The sequence below is a fragment of the Burkholderia sp. Ax-1719 genome (genome assembly GCF_011753055.1).
Classification (GTDB): Bacteria; Pseudomonadota; Gammaproteobacteria; order Burkholderiales; family Burkholderiaceae; genus Paraburkholderia.
Window position 1 is genome coordinate 143,412 of record NZ_VWWJ01000012.1, and the last position, 21,712, is coordinate 165,123.

The following is a 21,712-nucleotide window of genomic DNA, read 5'->3' on the forward strand; positions in this document are numbered from 1 at the left end:
GGACGGACGGGGCGAGCCAGCCCGCCAATGCCACGGCGCTCGACACGATCAGTAATACGGCTAGCGTCGCTGCGATCCACGCGGGTTTCATGCAGGCTGTGCCACGCCACGATGGACGCGCACGACGCGCCGGTCGTCTATCGGCAGATGCAGCAGCCCGGACAGAACGCCCAGCCAGATCGATCCGTACCACAGCCATGCATAGGAATGCGTAGCATCGAACACCACACTGCCGAGCCACACGCCAAAGAAGCTGCCAAGCTGATGCCCGAAGAATACGAAGCCAAACAGCGTGGCGATATACCGCACGCCAAACACCTGCGCGACGATGCCGTTGGTGAGCGGCACGGTGCCCAGCCACGTCAGCCCCATCACCACCGAAAACGTATAGAGACTCGTGGGCGAGAGCGGCAAGGCAATGAACAGCGCCATTGCGGCGGCGCGCACGAAATAGATGCCCGAAAGCAGATATTTACGGCGCAGGAAACCGCCAGCGTAGCCGCACAGAAACGTGCCCGCCGTATTGGCCAGCGCGATGATCGCCAGCGCCAGGCTCGCTTCGCGCGCGCTCATGCCGCGATCGAGCAGATACGCGGGCAGATGCGCGCCGATGAACGCCAACTGGAAACCGCACGCGAAAAAGCCCAGGTTGAGCAGCCAGAAGCCGCGATGCGCGAGCGCTTCCTTGACGGCAGCGCGGATCGTGTCGCCCGCATGAAGCTGGGCCGCGTGGTCCTCAGGCCGGTCGCGCAGACAGAACGCGAGCGGTGCGCTCACCAGCATCACCACCGCCAGTACGCCGATGGCCGAAGCCCATCCCATCGCGCCAATCATCCCTTGCGCCGCCGGCACCATCCAGAACTGGCCCAGCCCGCCGATGGTGCCCGCCACGCCCAGCGCCCAGCCGCGTTTGTCGGCGGGAAAGAGACGCGAGAGCGCGCCATAGATCGCGCCAAATGCGGTGCCCGAGAGCGCAATGCCGATCATCACGCCCACGCCGAAGGTGTACACGCCCACCGATGCCGCGTGCGCCATCACCACCAGGCCGAGCGCATAGAGCAGCGCGCCCGTGAAGATCACGCGCGCCGACCCAAACCGGTCGGCGATCATGCCGGTAAGCGGCTGGGCGAAGCCCCACAACAGGTTCTGCAAGGCGAGCGCAAAGCCAAAGGTCTCGCGCGTCCAGCCCCGGTCGAGCGTCACCGGCAGCAGAAATAGCCCCTGCACGTTACGCACGCCCAGCGCCGCGCCCATCACGACACCGCCCGCCACCACCAGCGGCCAGCGCTGCCGCCATACGTCTTCCGGTCCCCTCACCACGGTCTCCTCGATGCCCTCGCCTTGCAGGCAGTAGAGCGCGAGCAAGGGAATCGCTCAAGTGAGTTTTCGGCGGCCTTCGCATGCGTGCCGTGCATGCGAAGGAGGACGTGCCTCAGCCCGTGCGGGCCTCGTCCATGATCCAGTCGACGACAGCGCTTACGTCGGCGCGTGCCGAAGCATCCGATTGATGGAGCCAGTACGCGTAACCGGTCGGTTCGCCCGGCGCGCCAATCGCCACGAGCCGCCCGTCCGCCAGCATCGGCCCGACCAGCGCCAGGCGGCCGAGCGCGATGCCGCGTCCCGCGAGCGCGGCCTGGATCACCTGATCGTAGCGATTAAAGCGCAGCACGCCGCGCGCGGGCTGCCCTTCGAGGCCGAGCGCGCCAAGGTGGTCGGGCCAGCGCAGCATCGGACGGCGCGGGCCGTCGAATTCGAGCAGCACGTGACGCGCGAGCGTGGCGGCGTCGAGCGTTGCGACGCCCAGCGACGGATGCGCCACCGGCATCACGTATTCCTCGTAGAGCCGGTGCGCCGTGGCGAACGCGCCGGGCGAGGCGTTTGCGGGCGCATAGCGCAGGGCGAGGTCGATGCCGCCGGCGCGCAGGTCGAGCACCTTGTCGGTGGCGGCGACGCGCAGATCGATCCCGGGATGGCGATCCTGTAGCGCGCCCAGACGCGGCAACAGCCAGAGCCCCGCCACGCCCAGGCTCGCGGTAATCGTCACGGGCTGGCGCACGCGCGGCTGCATCAACGCATCGACGACGTCCTGTAGTTGCGCGACCGCGCCCTCGGCGGCGCGAAACAGGCGCTCGCCTTCGGGCGTGAACGTGATCGAGCGGTAGCCGCGATTGAGCAGGCGCACGCCCAGTTGCGTTTCGAGCGCGTTGACCTGGCGGCTCACGGCGGACTGCGTGAGGCACAGATCCTCGGCGGCGAGCGTGATGCTCATGCGCCGCCCCACGGCCACGAAGCCGCGGATGAAGTCGAGCGACGGCAGTTTGACGAGCGGAATTGACATGCGCGCACCTCATGCGAACGATGCACGAAGATTGATTGAGCGCGGCGCGCGGGTCAAGTCCAATGACGGATGACTTCCCACTTCCTGCGTCCTGATGAACGATTGCCAACCCGCGCCGCTCACCTTGCACGCCGCCGACGGCTTCAGACTGGGCGGCTACGTCTGGCGGCATCCCCAAAGCGACCTGAATGGCGAACCCCGCGCGCTCGCCATCATCAATGCCGCGACTTCGGTGCGCTGTCGCTATTACTTCCGCTTTGCGGCGTGGCTGCATCGGCACGGCTGGGATGTGCTGGTCTACGACTATCGCGGAATCGGCGAATCGCGGCCCGCGCGGCTTGCCGATCTCGACGCCAACTGGCTCGACTGGGGCGAGCGCGATTTCGAAGCCGCGCTGCGCTACGCGCACCTGGCGTTTCCCGGTCAACCAGTCGATGTGGTCGCGCATAGCATCGGCGGCTTCGTGACCGGGCTTGCGCCGTCAGCCGCGATGATCCGTCGGGTGTTCACGGTCGGCGCGCAATACGCGCACTGGCGAGACTACGCGCCGCGCAGCCGCCTGCCGATGCTGCTCAAGTGGCATGTTGCGATGCCCTTGCTGGCGTATGTGTGCGGTTACTTTCCGGCGGCGCGTCTCGGCTGGATGGAAGATACGCCGCGCGGTGTCGCGCTTTCATGGAGCCGTAGCCGGGCGCGCTTCGAGGACACGTATGCGCGCGCGCCCATCGCCCGTTCGCCCGAGGCACGCGCGGCGCTGGTGCGTCGCCTGGCGGCCTTCACCGCGCCAATCCTCGCCGTGAGCATCACCGACGATCCCTTCGGCACTATTGCCGCCATCGAGCGGCTTTTGCGCTATTTCACGCGCGCGCCGCACGTGCATCTGCGCGTCGCGCCCGCTCAGATCGGCGTAGAAGCAATCGGACATTTCGCGTTCTTCCATAGCCGTTTCGAAACCCAGCTCTGGCCGCTCGCGCTGCACTGGCTGCGCACGGGCGCGCCCTCGCCCAAATACGTCGCAGCATGAAATAGATCGACCGTTCTTTTTAAGACAAATTCTGCTATCGTGCGTGGGCAGCGACCCACCGAGGAGCCTTCATGAGCGCATCATTCGCCCACCGTTACGCCTACACCAACGGTATCCGCATGCACTACGTCGAGCACGGCGAAGGACCGCTCGTGCTGCTTTGCCATGGCTGGCCCGAATCCTGGTACTCGTGGCGGCATCAGATCGAGGCGATCGCCGCCGCTGGCTTTCGCGTGGTCGCGCCCGACCAGCGCGGTTACGGCGACACGGAAGCGCCGCTCGATACCGCCTCGTACGACATCCTCAATCTCAGCGGCGATCTGGTCGGCCTTGTGCATGCGCTCGGCGAAACGCACGCGATCCTGGCCGGGCACGACTGGGGCTCGATTGTGACGGCCACCGCCGCGCTGCTGCGCCCCGATATGTTCCGCGCGCTTGCGTTGCTGAGCGTGCCGTATCTGCCGCGCTCGCGCGTGCGTCCGGCCGCGTATTTCCAGACCCACACGCTGGAAAAGCACTTCTATCAGGAGTATTTCCAGCAACCTGGGCGCGTCGAACGCGAACTCGAAGCGGATATCCGCCACTCGCTGCTGGGCATCTACTACACGGCGGGTGGCGAGAGCCGGCGTCATCCGGAACATCGGCGCAAGGGTTTTATCGGCTTCGAAAAGAACATGCGTTTCGTCGATAGCCTTGCGTATCCGGACACGCTGCCGGGCTGGCTGTCCGCCGCCGATCTCGACACCTTCGCCGCGCAGTTCGCGACCAGCGGCTTTCGCGGTTCGATCGACTGGTATCGCAATCTCGATCGCAACTGGGCGCTCACGCCTTTCCTCGACGGCGCGCGCATCCAGCAGCCAACGCTGTTCGTCGCGGGCGAGCAGGACGGCGTGATCCACATGATGGCGAAGGCCTACGAGCAGTTGCAGGACCACGTGCCGCGACTGACGAAGAAGGTGCTGCTGCCCGAAGCCGGACACTGGATCCAGCAGGAGCGTCCCGAGGAAGTGAACGCGCTGCTGCTGGAGTTTCTGCGCGACGCGGCGGTGCAGAACCCGCGCTAGATCCAGTGGTGGCACAAGGAGGGGGAAAGGGGGACGCCCAGTCCCCCTTTTTACATTTCCGAAATTGTTGCGCAAACCGTAACATCAGGATATAAATGCAAATCATTCGTATTCCGGCAGCATAAAAAGGCCGACTGCACCGGTCAGCGGCGCGGGAAAAAAGGGGTTTGCTCGATGTCCGCCGTCCTGATCGACGCGCAACAGCAGGTGCACGCGCTCTATCGCGACCATCACGGCTGGCTGCATGGCTGGCTGCGCCGCAAGCTCGGCGACGCCTTCGAGGCCGCCGACCTCGCGCACGATACCTTTCTGCGCATCCTGAGCGCCCACGAGCGCCTCGGGGCGCCCGACCTGATCGAGCCGCGCGCCTACCTCACCACCGTTGCGCGCCGCGTGCTGCTCAATCACTACCGGCGGCTGTCGCTCGAACAGGCCTTTCTCGCCGCGCTCGCGCAGTTGCCGGAACCGCAGGCGCCGTCCACGGAAGAGCGCCTCGTGATCCTCGAAACGCTCCATGAAGTCGATGCGATGCTCGACAGCCTCGCGCCCAAGGCGCGCATGGCCTTCCTGCTCGCGCAGCTCGAAGGGCTGACGTACGCCGAGATCGCCGAACGCCTGCAAGTGAGCGTTCGCACCATCAAGCGTTATATGGCGGATGCGTTCGAAGCCTGTCTGATGATGGCGCTGTGAACGCACGCCTCGAAAACGGCACGAGCCATGCCGCCGACGACGATCATCGTCCGCTCGAACGGGCCGTCGCGCGCGCGGCGGCCGAGTGGCTCGTGCGTCTCGCCGATAACCCCACGCCCGAGGAAATCGACGCCTGCACGCGCTGGCGCGCGGCGAACCCGGAGCATGCGCGTGCATGGCGGCGCGCCGAACGCCTGAACGCGAAGTTCGACGTGCTGCCCGCGAAGGTCGGCATGTCGGCGCTGGCGCGAGCCGAGCGCGGCAAACCGCGCGCTGGCATCGATCACGCACGTCGCCGCGCTGCGCTCAAGACCCTGAGCCTGCTGCTGGTCGCGGGGCCGACCGGCTGGCTCGCGTGGCGCACGACGCCGTGGCTTGTCTGGTGCGCCGACGCGCGCACCGGCACAGGCGAGCGCCGCACGCTGGTGCTCGCCGACGGCACGCGTGTGGAACTGAACACGGCCACCGCGCTCGACGTGGCCTTCGACGCGCGCGAACGCCGCGTGCGGCTGGACCAGGGCGAAATCCTCGTCGATACCGCGCCCGATCCGCAAGCGCCCGCGCGGCCCTTCATCGTGCAGACCGACGACGGCCGCATCCGCGCGCTCGGCACCCGCTTCGTGGTGCGCGACGCGCATGACCTGCGCGGCAACGGCGGCACGCAGGTGGCCGTTTTCCATGGCGCGGTGGAAGTGACGCCCGCCGACGCGCCGCATCTCGCGCGCATCGTCGCCGCAGGGCAGGAAACGCGCTTCACCGCCGACAGCATCGACCCGATCACGAGTACCGATCCGCACGGCTCGGACTGGACGCGCGGCGTGCTGTTCGCGCAGCGCGTGCGTCTGGCCGATTTCCTCGCCGAATTGAGCCGCTATCGTCCGGGGCTCGTGCGCTGCGATCCCGCGGTCGCGGACCTGCCTATTTCCGGCGCCTTCCAGCTCGCCGATACCGACAACATCCTCGCCGCCCTGCCCGAGACGCTGCCCGTCCAGGTGATCTGGCGCACGCGCTACTGGGTGACGGTCGTGGCGGGTCCGCAGCCCGGGCAAACGGGCAGCGCGGCCTGACTTTTTCCTGCTCCCGGCGCGATTAAAAAAAATCTGCGCGCCCGTGTCCCCTTTCCTGATTTCGCGTGTCAAGCACGTATCTGCACGTATTTGTACGCGTCAACCGATTCAACACACACTGCCTGATCAGGAGTTTCCATGTCCGCACGCCGGCCCCGCCGCGCCATTTCGCCCGTTGCGCGCTCCGCCGCCCGCCCGCGCTTTCCTCTGTTCGCAACCCGAAACGCGGCCTTCGCGCTGGCGCTGCGCGCCATTCCGGCCAGCCTCGCGCTAGGCGGCCTCTGCGCGGCTCCGGCAGCGTTCGCCGCGCAGGCGGCCAGCGCCGCCGCCAGCAAGACCTATGAGGTGGCCGCCGGACCGCTGGGCACCGCGCTCTCCGACTTCGCGATGCAAGCCGGCGTGACCGTGCAACTCGATGCGCGTCTCGTCGACGGACTGTCGAGCCCCGGCCTGCACGGCAGCTATTCGATCGCCGATGGTTTCGGCAAGCTGCTTGCGGGCACGAAGCTGGAAATCGCGCAGAGCAGCACCGGCGTGTGGCTCGTCCGTGCGCGCGCGGCTTCAGCCGATACGCCCGCCGCCGCCGACACCACGCTGCCCGCCGTGAAGGTCGCTGCGCAGAACGACAGCCCCTATGGCCCGACCGAAGGCGTGGTCGCCAAATGGTCGTCGACGGCGACCAAGACCGGCACGCCCATCGTCGAAGCGCAGCAGTCGATCTCGGTGGTCACGCGCGACCAGATGGACCAGCAGAACGCGCAGACGCTCAACGCCGCCGTGCGCTACGAAGCGGGTGTGCAGACCGAAACGCGCGGCGGCATCGCCACGCGCTACGACATGCTGAACATTCGCGGCTTCAGCGCCGACACTTACTGGAACGGCCTCAAGCAGATCGGCAGCGGCGAGTATGCGACGCCGCAGGTCGATCCGTATCTGATGGACCGCATCGAAGTGCTGCGCGGACCGGTGTCCGTGCTCTACGGTCAGGCGAACGCGGGCGGCCTGATCAATCAGGAAAGCAAGCTGCCGACCGTGCAGCCGTATCACGAGGTCGGCGTGGAGTTCGGCAACGATCGCCATCAACAGGCGACGATGGACTTCTCCGGCCCCATCGCCGGCGACCAGCACTATCTGTATCGCTTCACCGCGATCGGACGCCAGGAAGACGGTCAGGTCAACAGCACGCGCAACGAGCGCGTGGCCGTAGCGCCCTCCTTCACCTGGCGCCCCGACGACAAGACCTCGCTCACGGTCTACGCGCTCTATCAGCGCGATCCGGCCAGCACCTCCTATGGCAGCGTGCCCGCAACCGGCACGGTGCTCTATGATCCGCTCGGCACGATCGGGCGCAGCTTCTATGACGGCGAAGCCAGCTTCGAGCGCTTCAGCCGCACCCAGGAAGCCGTGGGTTATCAGTTCGAGCACGCCGTGAACGACACGTGGAAGGTGCGTTCGAACGCGCGCTACTATCACATCGCCCAGGACTACCAGAGCGTCTACGGCACGACGCTGGAAGACGATTACCGCACGCTCGACCGCGCAACGGCCGTGTCGTACGAGCAGGTGAATTCGTTCGCTATCGACAATCAGGCGGAAGGCAACTTCTCCACCGGCCCGGTCGATCACACGGTGCTGGCCGGTTTCGACTACCAGCACATGGGCACCAACTACGCGACCGGCTTCGGCAGCGCGCCCTCGATCGACGTGTTCGATCCCGTGTACGGCGCGGCAATCGACTATCCGGCGCTGACGAAAACCCGCGCGAGTTCGAATCAGTATGGCGTCTATGCGCAGGATCAGCTGCGCTACAAGAACGTGCTGGCCACCGTGGGCGTGCGTCAGGACTGGGCCAATACGGTCACCAGCGATCTCACCGACAACACGCGTCAATGGCAGAACGATCACGCGCTCACGTGGCGCGGTGGCATCAGCTATCTGTTCGATAACGGCATCGTGCCGTACTTCAGCTATTCGGAGTCCTTCGCACCGCAGTCGGGCACGGACATCAACGGCAAGGCCTTTGATCCCGAACGCGGCCGTCAGTACGAACTGGGCGTCAAGTATCAGCCGAAGCAGTACAACGCGCTGTTCACAGCGGCCATCTTCGATCTGACGCGCAAGAACCTGCTGACCACCGACCTGAACAATCCGAACTATCAGACGCAGGCAGGCGAAGCGCGTTCGCGCGGTCTGGAACTGGAAGCGAAGGTGAGCCTCACGCGTTCGCTCGATGTTTCCGCCAGCTATACCTATCTGAACACGGTATACACGAAGGACAACAGCGGCCTGCAAGGCAAACGTCTGGCCGCGATTCCATCGAATCAGGCTTCGCTGTGGGCGTATTACACGATTCATGGCGGCCCGCTGGCAGGTTTGTCATTTGGCGGCGGCGGACGCTATACCGGCGCAACCTATAGCAACGACAACACCTTCGAAGTGCGCAGCTACTTCCTGCTGGACGCAGCGCTGCGCTACGACCTGGGTTACGCCATTCCGCGCCTGAAAGGCTCGGAGGTTTATATCAACGCGCAGAATCTGTTGAACAAGACGTATGTGGCGTCGTGCTTCATCGGCACCTATTGTGCGTATGGTTATGGCCGTCAGGTATTTGCAGGGCTGAAATACCACTGGTAATTACGCCGGTAACTGCAATAGTCCATTGCGGATTATTTTCATGTTCGCGCGCTATATGACACGGCTGTCATCTAGCGTGCGATTTTCATGGTGTATCGTGCGTCCAGCCTGCGCCTTCCCACCTTCTGCACAGCCGTAAATCTCCCCACCTCTCGCCGTTTTCTAAATTAGTTTTCATGTTGAGTGAGCGGCAACTTAAAACACCGATGCCGGGCCGGAACCGATAATTCCTTCCAGTTTCTGGACTGCGAGGAATGCACCATGCAAAAGCCGATGTCGGTCGAACTCATCAATGAATATGGCGAGCACGCGGTCAGCGTAAAAATCGACGGCCATGCCGCGCTGCTCGATACGGCCGATGTGGACGGCCTCATCGAAGAGCTGAGCAAACTGCGCGCGCAGATGCGCCCAGCCGTGCCCGAGCAGCCTTTGCGCTCGCATCAGTACGTGCTCGAAATCGATCCGTGCTGGTACACCGAGCGCAATCCGCTGTTCGACGGCGCAGTTGTGTTTCTGCGCCATACGGGCCTGGGCTGGGCCGGCTTTGCCATTCCCACCGAAAGCATGCAACGCCTGAAAGATGCCTTGAGCGCGCACGAAGCAGCCGCACAGCGCGAGGCGCGCATTCCCATGCACGCGTTGCCCAATTAGGCATCGCGCGCGGCGCAGCGGAATAAACCACCGCGCCAACCGTTCAACTCAAGAATTCAGACCCGCGCGCAGCGCGAGCGGGCAAGCGCCGTCATGTGTGATCGCTCACGCGTGCGTGGCGCCCGCTCGTCTTTTTTTATCGTCCCTTTCATTCAGGGCAATGCTGCGCGCCGCCCTGAGCCTTCTCGCCCTCACCGGCACGGACTCGCCACATGAACCAGCTACAAGCCATGCGCGTTTTTACGCGCGTTGTCGATCTGAGCAGCTTCAGCCTTGCGGGCAAGCAACTCGGCATGTCCGCCGCAGCCGTTACGCGCAGCGTCGGCATGCTCGAAGCGCATCTGAATATGCGTCTGTTGAATCGCTCCACGCGCAGCCTGTCACTCACCGAAGCGGGCCGCCTCTATCTGGACGGCTGCCGCGCCGTGATCGACAAACTCGATGAAGTGGAGTCCGAACTGGTGCGCGCCACGCGCGACCCGAGCGGCGTGCTGCGCATTGCCGCGCCTTCGGTGTTCGCAAGCGGCGCGCTCAGCGCGTTGTTGGGCGCGTATCGCGGCGTGAATCCACGCGTGGATTTCGACGTGACGGCCTACGACAGCCATATCGACATGATCGAAGGCGGCTACGACGTGTGCTTCGCCACCGACCGCCAGCAGGTCAATGCCTCGCTGGTCAGCCGCAAGCTCACGTCGGTGAAGGAACTGGTGGTGGCCACGCCCGCCTACCTTTCGCGCAAAGGCATGCCGCGCGCGCCCGCCGATCTCGCGCAGCACGACCTGCTTGCAGTTTCGGATGCGCCGCGCAGCTGGGAATTCGCCAACGCCGAAGGCGTGCAGCGCGTGAACGTGAATGGCCCGCTTACAGCAAGCGGCTATGCGACGGTGCGCGCGGCTGCGCTCGCCGATATGGGCGTGGCACTGCTGCCGCTGCCGCTCGTGACCGACGATATCGCGCGCGGCGTGCTGCTGCCCGTGCTCAACGCGTATGACGTGAACGGCGGCATGCAGCACGTTTCGATCGTGTATTCAGGCCGCAATTACCTCACGATGAAAGTGCGCAGCTTTATCGACTTCGCGGTGGAGCAGTTCCGCTCGCAACCTTCGCAGACGCACCACATCCCTGCTCCTCATGCCATGCCGCACGCGCTGCGCGCCGTCGCGCAGTTTGCCGCCTGATCGACACCTGGAAAGCCATGCCCAGAATATTGACCATCGAAGACGACGCCGTCACGGAACAAAGCGTCGTCCCCACGCTCGCGCAGACGGGCTTCACCGTCGATGTCGCGCGTTCCGGCCGGGAAGGCATCGCCATGGTGATGGCCGGCGACTACGACGTGGTCGCACTTGAGCGCCGCCTGCCCGATCTCGACGGCCTCACCATCGTCACCACCATGCGCGGCGTGGGCATCGAAACGCCCGTGATCGTCATGAGTTCCACTACCGGCGTGGAAGAGCGCATTCAGGGCCTGCGCGCCGGTTGCGACGACTACCTCACACGGCCATTTTCGATCGATGAAATGTCCGCGCGCGTGGAAGCGCTCGTGCGCCGCCGCACGCGACCCGTTGCCGCGGAAACCGTGCTTCGTGTGGGACCCATTGAACTCGATCTGGTCAAGCGCAAGCTCACCTGTCGCGACAAGCTCCTGCGCCTGCGCCCCACTGAATTGCGCGTGCTCGAATTCATGATGCGGCACGCAGGCCAGGTGCTCACGCGCACGATGATCTTCGAAGGCGTCTGGGGCGGCCGTTTCGATCCCGGCACCAATCTGGTGGACGTGCATGTTGGACGCCTGCGCAACCGCGTGGATACGCCGGGAGAGCCTTCGTTGATACGCACGATTCGCGGCTCGGGTTATCTGCTCGGTTGAATGCCTTTAATGCAATAACAGATAAACGTTTCAATTTAGCGTTTCGTAGTCCTTTTTGTTAAAAAAACCGGCCATTAAATAAAACTTCTTTCATCTGTCTGGTTGCTGGACGTTACACCCCGCCCGCCACAATACCGGCGTCGGTTCCACAGTAGTTTCCCGTACTTTCCACGCTTTTTTGCGCCACTTTGGCGCACCGGTACGCGAGCGGAACCGGCGCCGATGTTCTGAACGGAGCCCCTTCTGATGCTGAAAATCGTCCGGCTGGCCTTGAACCGTCCGTACACGTTCATCGTGCTGGCCCTCTTGATCCTGATCGCTGGCCCGCTCGCTGCGTTACGCACGCCAACCGATATCTTTCCGGATATCCGCATTCCCGTGATCAGCGTGGTGTGGAATTACGCCGGTCTGCAACCCGACGACATGTCGGGCCGTATCGTCACCTATTACGAGCGCACGCTCGGTACGACCGTCAACGATGTCGCGCACATCGAATCGCAGTCGTTCCGCGGCTATGGCATCGTGAAGATCTTCTTCCAGCCGACCGTGGACATTCGCACGGCCACGGCGCAGGTGACCTCGGTTTCGCAGACCGTGCTCAAGCAAATGCCGCCAGGCACCACACCGCCGCAGATTCTTAACTACAACGCGTCCACGGTGCCGGTGCTGCAGCTTGCGCTCACGAGCGACAAGCTCAACGAGCAGCAACTCGGTGACTACGCAACCAACTTTATCCGGCCGCAATTGCTGTCGGTGCCGGGCGTCGCCATTCCGACGCCTTACGGCGGCAAGACGCGCGAAGTGCAGATCGACCTGGACCCGCAGGCGTTGCAGGCGCGCAAGCTCTCCGCCCAGGACGTGGCGAATGCACTCGCGCAACAGAACCAGATCATTCCGGCGGGTACGCAGAAGATCGGCCAGTTCGAATACAACGTGCGCCTGAACAACAGTCCGCTCACGATCAATGCGCTCAACAATCTGCCGATCAAGACGGTGGATGGCGCGGTGATCTATATGCGCGACGTGGCGCACGTGCGCGACGGCTATCCGCCGCAGGGCAATATCGTGCGCGTGGACGGCCACCGCGCGGTGCTGATGTCGATCCTCAAGAACGGTTCGGCTTCGACGCTCGACATCATCGCGGGCGTGAAATCGAAACTGCCGCTGATCGAACAGTCGCTGCCGCCTAGCCTCAAGCTCGTGCCGCTGGGCGATCAATCGGTGTTCGTGAAGGGCGCCGTGAGCGGCGTGGCGCGCGAAGGCATCATCGCGGCCGCGCTGACTTCGGCCATGATCCTGCTGTTCCTGGGCAGCTGGCGCTCGACGCTCATCATTGCGGCGTCAATTCCGCTCGCCGTGCTCGCGGCCATCGCGGGTCTTGCGGCCTGCGGCGAAACGCTGAACGTGATGACCTTAGGGGGACTCGCGCTAGCGGTGGGTATTCTCGTCGACGATGCCACCGTGACGATCGAGAACATCAACTGGCACCTCGAACAAGGCAAGGACGTGCGCACGGCGATTCTCGACGGCGCGGCGCAGATCGTCATGCCCGCGCTGGTTTCGCTGCTGTGTATCTGTATCGTGTTCGTGCCGATGCTGCTGCTCGACGGTATCGCGCGTTACCTGTTCGTGCCGATGGCCGAGTCGGTGATCTTCGCGATGATCGCCTCATTCATCCTCTCGCGTACTTTCGTGCCGATGATGGCGCGCTATCTGCTCAAGCCGCACGCTTCGCAAGGTCACGCATCAGGCGAACTCGCCGCGGTCATGGCCCCGCACGGTGCGCATGATCACGTCAAACCGTCGCGCAATCCGCTGGTGCGTTTCCAGCGCGGTTTCGAGCGTCGCTTCGAGCGCGTTCGCGCGGGCTATCGCGGCGTGCTGGGCCTCGCGCTCACGCATCGCAAAGGCTTCGTTATCGGCTTTCTTGCGATTGTGATGCTGTCGTTCGCGCTGGTGCCGTTCCTCGGCCGCAACTTCTTCCCGAATATCGATTCGGGTGAAATCGAAATTCACGTGCGCGCGCCCATTGGCACGCGTGTGGAAGAAACCGCCGACCTCTTCGACCATATCGAAGACACCGTGCGTCATGCGATTCCCGCCGATCAGCTCACCAGCATCATCGACAATATCGGCCTGCCGAACAGCGGTATCAATCTCACGTACAACAATAGCGGCACCATCGGGCCGCAGGACGGCGACATCATGATTTCGCTCGGCGAAAATCATGCGCCTACCGCGCAGTATGTGAAAGCGTTGCGCACGCAACTACCGCGTCTGTTCCCCGGTACGACGTTCTCGTTCCTGCCGGCGGATATCGTGAGCCAGATCCTGAACTTCGGTGCGCCCGCGCCTATAGACGTCCAGGTGAGCGGCCCGAACATGGAAGCGAACAAGAAGTACGCCAACGAACTGCTGCGTCTGGTCGCCAAGGTGCCGGGCGTGGCCGATCCGCGCATCCAGCAGGCCTCGACCTATCCGCAACTGACCGTGGCGGTGGACCGTTCGCGTGCGGATGAACTCGGCATCACCGAGCAGGACGTGACGAACTCCGTGGTGGCGAGCCTTTCGGGCACGAGCCAGGTGTCGCCCACTTACTGGCTCAATCCGAAGAACGGCGTGTCGTATCCGATCGTCGCGCAAACGCCGCAGTACCGCATGACCACGCTCTCCGATCTGCAGAACCTGCCGGTCACGAGCAAGAGCGGCGGCTCGCAGATTCTCGGCGGCATTGCCACGATCACGCGCGGCACCGCCGATGCGGTGGTCTCGCACTACAACATCATGCCGCTGTTCGACATCTACGCGACCACGCAGGGCGCCGATCTGGGCGCAGTGGCCTCGCAGATCCAGGCGGCAATCCACGCCACCGCCAAGGACGTGCCGAAGGGCTCGACCGTGACGATGCGCGGCCAGGTGCAGACCATGAACAGTGCGTTCACGGGCCTGCTGCTTGGTCTCGCGGGCGCGGTGCTGCTGATCTATCTGCTGATCGTCGTGAACTTCCATTCGTGGGCCGATGCGTTCGTGATCGTCTGCGCGCTGCCCGCCGCGCTTGCGGGCATCGTCTGGATGCTGTTCACCACGCATACGCCGCTGTCCGTACCGGCGCTCACCGGCGCGATTCTCTGTATGGGCGTGGCGACCGCCAACGCGATTCTGGTGGTGTCGTTCGCCCGCGAACGTCTGGCGGTTACCGGCGACGCGCTGCGCGCCGCGATGGAAGCGGGCTTCACGCGCTTCCGCCCGGTGCTGATGACCGCGCTTGCGATGATCATCGGCATGGCGCCGATGGCGCTCGGCATGGGCGACGGCGGCGAGCAGAACGCCCCGCTCGGCCGCGCCGTGATCGGCGGCCTGCTCTGCGCAACGCTCGCGACCCTGCTGTTCGTGCCCGTGGTGTTCAGCCTCGTACACCGCAATGACCGTGGCGATGACGGCGACGACACCGCCGCCGACATCCCCACTCTGGAACAACCCGCCCTCGAGGGAGAATCCCATGTCCACTGAAGTCGACATCGCCCCGCCGCAATCGCTGCGCCACCTGAAGTCCGTCGCCGCCGTGGCGTTGATGGTCGCCGCCGGGATCGTCTCCGGCGGTCTGTTCAGCCGCGTGCACGCGCATCAGGAACTCACGTCCTGGACCGACGCCCAGGCCGTGCCCACGGTCGCCACCGTGCTGCCCGAACCGAGCCCCGCCTCGCAGGCGCTGGTGCTGCCGGGCCACCTGGCCGCGTATATCAACGCGCCGATCTATGCCCGCGTCTCCGGCTATCTGCACGCGTGGTACGCCGATATCGGCACGCATGTGAAGGCGGGACAACTGCTAGGCCTGATCGATACACCCGATCTCGATCAGCAGCTTCAACAGGCCAACGCCGATCTGCAGAACTCGATCGCCAACGAAAAGCTCGCCGCCACCACGGCGAAGCGCTGGACCGAAATGCTCAAGCAGGATTCGGTCTCGCAACAGGAAGCCGATGAAAAGACCTCGGACCTGATCGCCAAACAGGCCACCGTGGAAGCGAACCAGGCCAATGTGCGCCGCCTGGAAGCGCTCGAATCGTTCAAGCGTCTGACCGCGCCGTTCGACGGCGTGGTGACGGCGCGCAAGACCGACGTAGGCGCGCTCATCAACGCGGGCAGCGGCAGCGGTCCGGAACTCTTCACGGTGTCGGACGCGAGCCAGTTGCGCGTCTACGTGAGCGTGCCGCAAAGCGACGCGGCATCGATCAAACCCGGCATGCACGCGACGCTCACGGTGCCGGAGCGCCCCGGCATGACGTTCGACGCGAAGCTGGTCGATACGGATCAATCGATTTCGCCCGCCTCGGGCACGATGCTGGTGCAGCTGGCCGTCGACAACAAGCAGGGCATGCTGTTCCCCGGCGAATACACCGAAGTCCATCTGGCGATGCCCGGTGACGCGAACGCGCTGTTCGTGCCCGCCAGCGCGCTGATCTTCCGCGCGCACGGCATGCAGGTTGCCGTGGCCGGCGCGGATCACAAGGTGCAGTTGCGCGATGTGACGATTGGCACGGATCTGGGCACGCGCGTGGAGATCACCGAAGGCCTGAAGGCTGGCGAGCGTGTGATCGACAATCCGCCCGATTCGCTGACGAACGGCGACGTGGTGCGGCTTGCCGCCACCGAGGCCACCAGCGTTGCGAATCCGTCGCACGATGCGGAGCGCGCGCATGGTTAAGCGGTTTCCCCTGCCCTCTCTGGTGCGCGGAAGGCTGAAGCTCGTTGCGCTGGCAACCACCATGGCAACGACTGCGCTACTTGGCGCGTGCTCATTCGCGCCGGTTTATCACGCGCCGGCCACGGCCATGCCGACGCACTTCAAGGAAACCGGCGGCTGGCAACTCGCGCAGCCCGCCGATCAGTTGCCGCGCGACGGCTGGTGGAAGGTCTTCAACGATCCGATGCTCGACCAGCTCGAGCCCAAAGTGCAGCAGGCCAACCCCAACATCGCCGCCGCGCTTGCGCGTCACGACGAAGCCGACGCCCTCACCTCGCAGGCAAAATCGGCGCTGCTGCCGACCATCGGGCTCGGCGCGCAGGTCCAGCGCGACCGGCAATCGGCATTGCGTCCGTTGCGCGGCTCGGGGCAACCGAACGTCTATAACTCGAATACGCTCGACGTAGGCATCGGTTACGACCTCGATCTCTGGGGCAAGGTGCGCAACGAGGTGAAGGCCGGTCAGGCGACGAGCCAGGCGAGCGAAGCCGATCTCGCCTCACTGCAGCTGAGCCTGCAGGCAAAGCTCGCGACGACCTGGTTCAACCTGCTCGGCCTGGATCAGCAGTCCAAACTGCTCGACGACACGATCGCGGCCTATCGCCATGCGCTGGAACTGACCGAGAGCCGCCATCGCGGCGGGATCGCGTCGGATCTGGACGTATCGCGCGCGCAGAACCAGCTTGCCGCCGCCCAGGCTTCCGCCGACGACGTGAGCGCACGCCGTGCGCTGTACGAGCACGCCATCGCCACGCTGATCGGCGTGCCGGCGTCCGACTTCAACGTCGCGTCCGATACGATGCGCCCGCACCTGCCGAATCTGCCCGCCGGGCTGCCTTCGGCGCTGCTGCAGCGGCGTCCCGACATCGCCGCCGCCGAGCGCCGCGTGGCGTCGGCCAACGCGGAAATCGGCGTGGCGAAGGCCGCGTTCTTCCCGGATCTGTCGCTGGGTCTCGATGGCGGCTTCCAGAGCGACACGTTCAGCCCGTGGCTGGTCGCGCCCAACGAGATGTGGTCGATCGGCCCGACGCTCGTGCAGACGATCTTCGACGGCGGGCTGCGCAAGGCGAAGGTGCGCGAGGCGCGCGCCAAGCTCGCCGAGAATGGCGCCGATTACAAGGCGGTCGTGCTCAACGCGTTCCAGCAGGTCGAAGACAATCTCGCGCTGCTGCACCATCTGGGCGACGAGGCGCAGCGTGAAGACGAGGCGCTTACGGCGGCTCAACGCACGCTGACGCTCTCGATGTCGCGCTATCGGGACGGCGTGGTGAGCTATCTGGATGTGGTGACGGCGCAGACGACGGAACTGTCCACGCAGATCAGCTCGCTCGAACTGGATACGCGGCGTCTGGACGCGACTGTGGGGTTGATTCAGGCGATCGGCGGCGGCTGGAGTACGAAGCAGCTCGATGGGGATGCGAACGCGAAAGCTGACGTAAAACCCGACGTGAAAACGGACACGAAAACGGCGTCCTGATTCGTGATGTTTGTGCAGGATCCGAGGACCCGGTCGCTTGCGCGGCCGGGTCTTTTTCGATCTTCGGATGTCAGCAATCAAGGTGAATGAAACGCGTCCTTAAAAACTGTGCGACTGATATCTTCGATTCGACCCAGTCCCCACCGCTGATTGTTTAATTCGTCCCAATGCCCGCACGTGACCTCAAAGGACAAACTGCGTAACGGATAGAGTTGCTTGCTTACACACGGTTCGTCTGGTCGTGCACCCCAGCGCAGAATCGGCATGAGTGTCGGGTGATATGACCAAAATCCAGAGGCGGTAACAACACTCTGATAACCCGGATAAAGCCAGTGCCCATATAACGATTGCGCGGACACGTGGAGTGACACGACGACGAACGTAGCAGACAAGAATCTACTCGTCATCGCTATTCGACGGGCCGCTTCGTTAAGTTGGCTCGGCATCAATGACACTCGCCTTGTTGTTTCGCTTCAGGTCACTGACACGGCGCTATTTCGACTCCTCGACGGTCCCGCGTCGTGGCCAGGGTTGCGTGGGATCGACACCGGGAAGGGGGCTACCTGGAATCAGACTTCGCGTGTGGGACGCAGCATTTCCCGCGTCGGGACGCAAAATGGCGTCGCTCGCTCCGTCTGCCGACTGCGCATTTGCATCCTGCGGCGGCATTGTCGCACTCGCCTTTTTCTGAGGAATTCCGCTTACTGACGCAGATGTGCTCGCATCGGCCGTCTCTGCCTCTGCGAGAGCTGTCCAGCACAACAGTACCGGCAGCAATATGAGAACGCTTGCGCTGTGTTTCCTGGCTATCATTATTTTGCTCCGCGCGTGTACGAGGGAACCATGGAACGCGAAAAGCATCCTGTCTGGGCCGTATATGACATGCTTCGCACCGCTCGGCTCAATGTCCGATATTACAGTCAACGACTGCGTCGTCTTGAACATCTGGATATGGCGATGGACCTGGCGCTCGTCATTGCGGCACCCACCTCAGCGGTGGCGGGCCTGTGGTTCTTCAAAACGGACATGGGCAAGCACGTCTGGCAAGGTCTCGGCACGTTCTCCGCATTCGTCGCGGCCATCCGGCCGGCGATCCAGTTCAGGCGAACGTTGAAAGCATACGAAACAACAATCGCTGCCTATCAGGCCCTTGAGTACGACCTCGAAACGATACGTCGCAAAATCGAACAGCGGGGAATCTACGATGATGAGTCGAAGGCCGATCTTTTGCGTGCTCTTGAACGACAGCGGCACATCGCTATCTCCAGCCCAGACAAGATTGCCAATTCCCGACTCCTGAAAACGTGCACTGCTGCGGTGATGTCAGAAATGCCGGCTAGTGCATTTTTTGTTCCGGAAACATAGCGCAGTCGGGACGCGATTTGCGACCCGCAGAGGTTCGTCAAGCTCGTCAAGATTGCTCGTGTCGAATCTTCAGATTCGATGTAAGCAATCAACGTGCGGCATCGCCAGTGAGAACGTATGCTCCCCAAAAATAGGGGTGACGATAGAGTTCCCCGTCCTTGCCACTGGCCATATCACGCTCGGTACGCGCGAGGGCATCGGATTTCGATAGCGAAGCGTCGTCGGCATAGCCACGAAACACGCCGGTGGTGATCTCGGTCGCCGACTGCGATTCGACAGCCCACTGGGTAACAAGTATCGAACGCGCGCCCGCCGCGAAAAATGCGCGCGACAATTCCGAAATCGCATCTCCCGCATTTCCGCTGACAAGGCCCGTATTACAGGCAGACAGCACCACCCAATCGGCATTCAACCGCAAGGTAACGATGTCGTCCGCGGTGAGAATCGAATCTGGCAGTCCGTTGCCCTCGTAAGCCAACGCGAGTCCTGCCTTGCGCCAGCCCGGTACTTCACCTGCCACGATGCCATGTGTAGCGAACAGGACCACGCGGTCGTTCGAGAGGTTTCTTTTCATCACCTCACTGCGCGAGGCATTTGTTCCCCACACCACACTTTGTCGTGGCGCATTGAGTGTCTTTGCAATCGAGTTTGCTTCATCCAGTGTTTCTGGTAGCGGCACAACACGATGGTAGTCGAATGAAGCAGCCCGACTGTCGACCGGAAAAGCTCGCGCCGGAGGCATATTGCCAGTCGCGTCGGTAGCGGTGGCCGGTTCGCGACCATCGAAGCTCGGATCAGCAAATGCGACGAGAGGTTCGTCGGCGTGCGTTGCGGGATGACTGCGGGCGAGTATAAGGGCAGACGCACTCGGTACTCGCACCGGGGTTGCTGTGTTGATCCACCAGTCCGCATCGGCAAGACTGGACGCCGGACGAACCAGCAGCACATTGAAAGGAAGGCTTGCGAGGATGCCGCTTGTGCCGACGTACACCGTCTTTGCCCCCTTGATTTCATCCTGTACAGGGGCGATCAAGGCCTGATAAAGGCCTGCGGCTGCCGCCAGATCGAAGCCTGCGAGATCGCCGGGAAGGCGTGGCGGCACTCCCGCGTCAAGGCTAGCGCGCAAGGCAACCACCTCCTTTGCGATCAAGGCACGCGTCGTCGCCAGACGCACTGCGCTAAACGCGCCTCCCGGACGCACTACGAACACGTAGCTCCCATCACGTCCTGCGTAGAAGTCCAGATACACTTCGCCTTCGCGGAGCACCTTGCCCACGGACATGAACGTTGGCACATCCGGAGACACAAGTTGCCGGTACAGGGGAAATTCCGCAGCAATCTGCTTGCGCAGACTGGCCAGTTTGTGGTCCAGCGAATTTGTCCAAGGCTGGGAGTGCAACGTGTCGCGCTCGTATCGCAGGGCCTGCTCCTGCGCGACAAGTGCCCGCAATTCTGGGGTGGCAGCTGCGAGACGCGCGGCGCCGTCCGCCATTGCGCCCTGCGTGGCGTTCATGTGGAAAAGCTCGGCGATCTGAAACGCCAGCGCTTGACCTTGATCCCCTTCGCTCATCGCGCGGCTCATCGACAATTCGAGTGCGCCACCTTCGTCATACGCACTGTACGTGCTGGCGTCGCTCCATTGGTCCTGCGTACCAATGAGTGGTGCGACGTAGTTGGCGATCTCCGCGTAACCGACCTGCCCAACCGGATCTTGCAGAAGGTAAAGCATCTGCAACGCGGCCCGGTACTTGTAGGCCGGTTTTGTCACGTCTTGTGGCGGATGCGAAAAACTCAATTGATACGGCCAGAGATAGGCCCCTGGATGCGGTGGAAGCGGTCCGAGCCCCATGGACGCCGCGATGCGTCTTTCGGCATCGCGCCATTGCCCGCGAGCAGCGAGGATCAGTGACTCGCGTTCGTCTGCCGGGGTGGCGCGTGCGACGAACGGGTTGATGTTAGCTGCGGATTCAAGCGCTGCTGCGTCGGCCTGATAGTCACCAATGCGGCCAAGCGCCAGCGCGATCGTCAGGCGATACCGCAGCGCCCATACATACGTCGTGGAATACGGCTCGATCTTCGCTTTCTGGAAGTCGTCAATGGCAATATCGATCGCGGTTAGCGCGCTGTCGTAGTCATCGTTCGATGCGAGTGCGAGCGCCAGCCCCATTTCAATCTCCGCATTTTGCATGAGGCTTGGCTTCAGGTCTGGTCGATTGTCAGCATCCCAGCGCATCTCGTTGGCATAGCTCAGCGCCTCGGTGCGATGATTAGTTTGCATCATCAACGAAATCAGCCAGGGTGACTCCTGAAGTAGTACGTTGGCTGCTGCGCGTCGGCGCGGCTCGCTGAGCGCTGGGTCGCCGAGGTCGTGCCACGCGAGGTCCGCCTGTTCGCGGCGCTTCAGTAGCGCGAGCTCATAGCTACCTGCGAGCGCCGCTTCGGCTGAAAAATACGCGTAAGAAGGCACGTATGACAACGTTTCAAGTTCGGCCGGCGTTGTCTCATGAGCGAGCGTCTGGGCGCGCTCAAGCAGGTGCCGACTTCGGTTGTAGTTATCGTTCGCATACGAGCTTGCGAGCGAAGCGGCCTGGAGTGAGCGCCTGCCAGCGGCGATGCGTGAATCATTGACGATTTCTTCGCGAACGCGCATCGAATCGCTAACCATCCCCGCCTTGAAATAGTCGGATGCAAGCGAATCCAGCAAAGCGAAGCGTGCTTCGCCATCCAAAGTTTGATTCAGTTGGCGACGCATTGCCTGCTCGCGCTCGGGTGCTGACGATCTGGCGAG

The 21,712-nt window shown here is 63.5% G+C and carries 15 protein-coding genes; 12 read left to right on the top strand and 3 right to left on the bottom strand.

Translation table 11 applies throughout. The features are described 5' to 3' along the window. Window positions 1-87: 87 nt before the first annotated feature. On the bottom strand, window positions 88-1,317 hold the full coding sequence (locus F3J17_RS21285; protein WP_345891227.1) for an MFS transporter: 1,230 nt from the start codon (window positions 1,315-1,317) through the stop codon (window positions 88-90). 115 nt (window positions 1,318-1,432) lie between these two features. Further along, window positions 1,433-2,338: a LysR substrate-binding domain-containing protein gene (locus F3J17_RS21290; RefSeq protein ID WP_167063221.1), complete on the bottom strand. Its 906-nt coding sequence runs from the start codon at window positions 2,336-2,338 to the stop codon at window positions 1,433-1,435. A gap of 94 nt (window positions 2,339-2,432) precedes the next feature. Between F3J17_RS21290 and F3J17_RS21295 the strand changes: the two genes are divergently transcribed. The 12 genes from F3J17_RS21295 to F3J17_RS21350 all read left to right on the top strand — a co-directional run bounded on the left by F3J17_RS21295 (window position 2,433) and on the right by F3J17_RS21350 (window position 18,924). After that, complete coding sequence (locus F3J17_RS21295; RefSeq protein WP_167063224.1) at window positions 2,433-3,362, top strand: alpha/beta fold hydrolase; 930 nt, start codon at window positions 2,433-2,435, stop codon at window positions 3,360-3,362. A 71-nt stretch (window positions 3,363-3,433) separates the two neighbouring features. After that, window positions 3,434-4,426, top strand: coding sequence for an alpha/beta hydrolase (locus F3J17_RS21300; protein WP_167063226.1), 993 nt, complete (start codon window positions 3,434-3,436; stop codon window positions 4,424-4,426). A 174-nt stretch (window positions 4,427-4,600) separates the two neighbouring features. After that, complete coding sequence (locus F3J17_RS21305; protein ID WP_167063229.1) at window positions 4,601-5,116, top strand: sigma-70 family RNA polymerase sigma factor; 516 nt, start codon at window positions 4,601-4,603, stop codon at window positions 5,114-5,116. After that, window positions 5,113-6,183, top strand: a complete 1,071-nt coding sequence (locus F3J17_RS21310; RefSeq protein ID WP_167063231.1) for a FecR domain-containing protein — start codon at window positions 5,113-5,115, stop codon at window positions 6,181-6,183. Before F3J17_RS21305 ends, F3J17_RS21310 begins: the two co-directional genes overlap by 4 nt. Before the next feature lie 138 nt (window positions 6,184-6,321). Next, on the top strand, window positions 6,322-8,817 hold the full coding sequence (locus F3J17_RS21315) for a TonB-dependent siderophore receptor (protein ID WP_240161093.1): 2,496 nt from the start codon (window positions 6,322-6,324) through the stop codon (window positions 8,815-8,817). 261 nt (window positions 8,818-9,078) lie between these two features. Beyond that, window positions 9,079-9,468: a hypothetical protein gene (locus F3J17_RS21320; protein ID WP_167063234.1), complete on the top strand. Its 390-nt coding sequence runs from the start codon at window positions 9,079-9,081 to the stop codon at window positions 9,466-9,468. 212 nt (window positions 9,469-9,680) lie between these two features. Beyond that, on the top strand, window positions 9,681-10,646 hold the full coding sequence (locus F3J17_RS21325; protein ID WP_167063237.1) for a LysR family transcriptional regulator: 966 nt from the start codon (window positions 9,681-9,683) through the stop codon (window positions 10,644-10,646). 17 nt (window positions 10,647-10,663) lie between these two features. Beyond that, a complete protein-coding gene (locus F3J17_RS21330; RefSeq protein ID WP_167063239.1) occupies window positions 10,664-11,338 on the top strand; it encodes a response regulator transcription factor in 675 nt (224 codons plus the stop codon). A 246-nt stretch (window positions 11,339-11,584) separates the two neighbouring features. Continuing rightward, the gene (locus F3J17_RS21335) at window positions 11,585-14,848 is read left to right on the top strand and encodes an efflux RND transporter permease subunit (RefSeq protein ID WP_167063242.1); all 3,264 of its coding nucleotides are present in this window, start codon (window positions 11,585-11,587) and stop codon (window positions 14,846-14,848) included. Then, window positions 14,838-16,043, top strand: coding sequence for an efflux RND transporter periplasmic adaptor subunit (locus F3J17_RS21340; RefSeq protein ID WP_167063245.1), 1,206 nt, complete (start codon window positions 14,838-14,840; stop codon window positions 16,041-16,043). Before F3J17_RS21335 ends, F3J17_RS21340 begins: the two co-directional genes overlap by 11 nt. A 61-nt stretch (window positions 16,044-16,104) precedes the next feature. Then, window positions 16,105-17,559, top strand: a complete 1,455-nt coding sequence (locus tag F3J17_RS21345) for an efflux transporter outer membrane subunit (protein ID WP_240161094.1) — start codon at window positions 16,105-16,107, stop codon at window positions 17,557-17,559. Between the two features lie 843 nt (window positions 17,560-18,402). Beyond that, a complete protein-coding gene (locus tag F3J17_RS21350; protein WP_167063251.1) occupies window positions 18,403-18,924 on the top strand; it encodes a hypothetical protein in 522 nt (173 codons plus the stop codon). Window positions 18,925-19,012: 88 nt separating this feature from the next. Here the strand turns inward: F3J17_RS21350 and F3J17_RS21355 are convergent, their stop codons facing one another. Next, window positions 19,013-21,676: a CHAT domain-containing protein gene (locus F3J17_RS21355; RefSeq protein WP_205194889.1), complete on the bottom strand. Its 2,664-nt coding sequence runs from the start codon at window positions 21,674-21,676 to the stop codon at window positions 19,013-19,015. Between the last annotated feature and the right edge of the window lie 36 nt (window positions 21,677-21,712).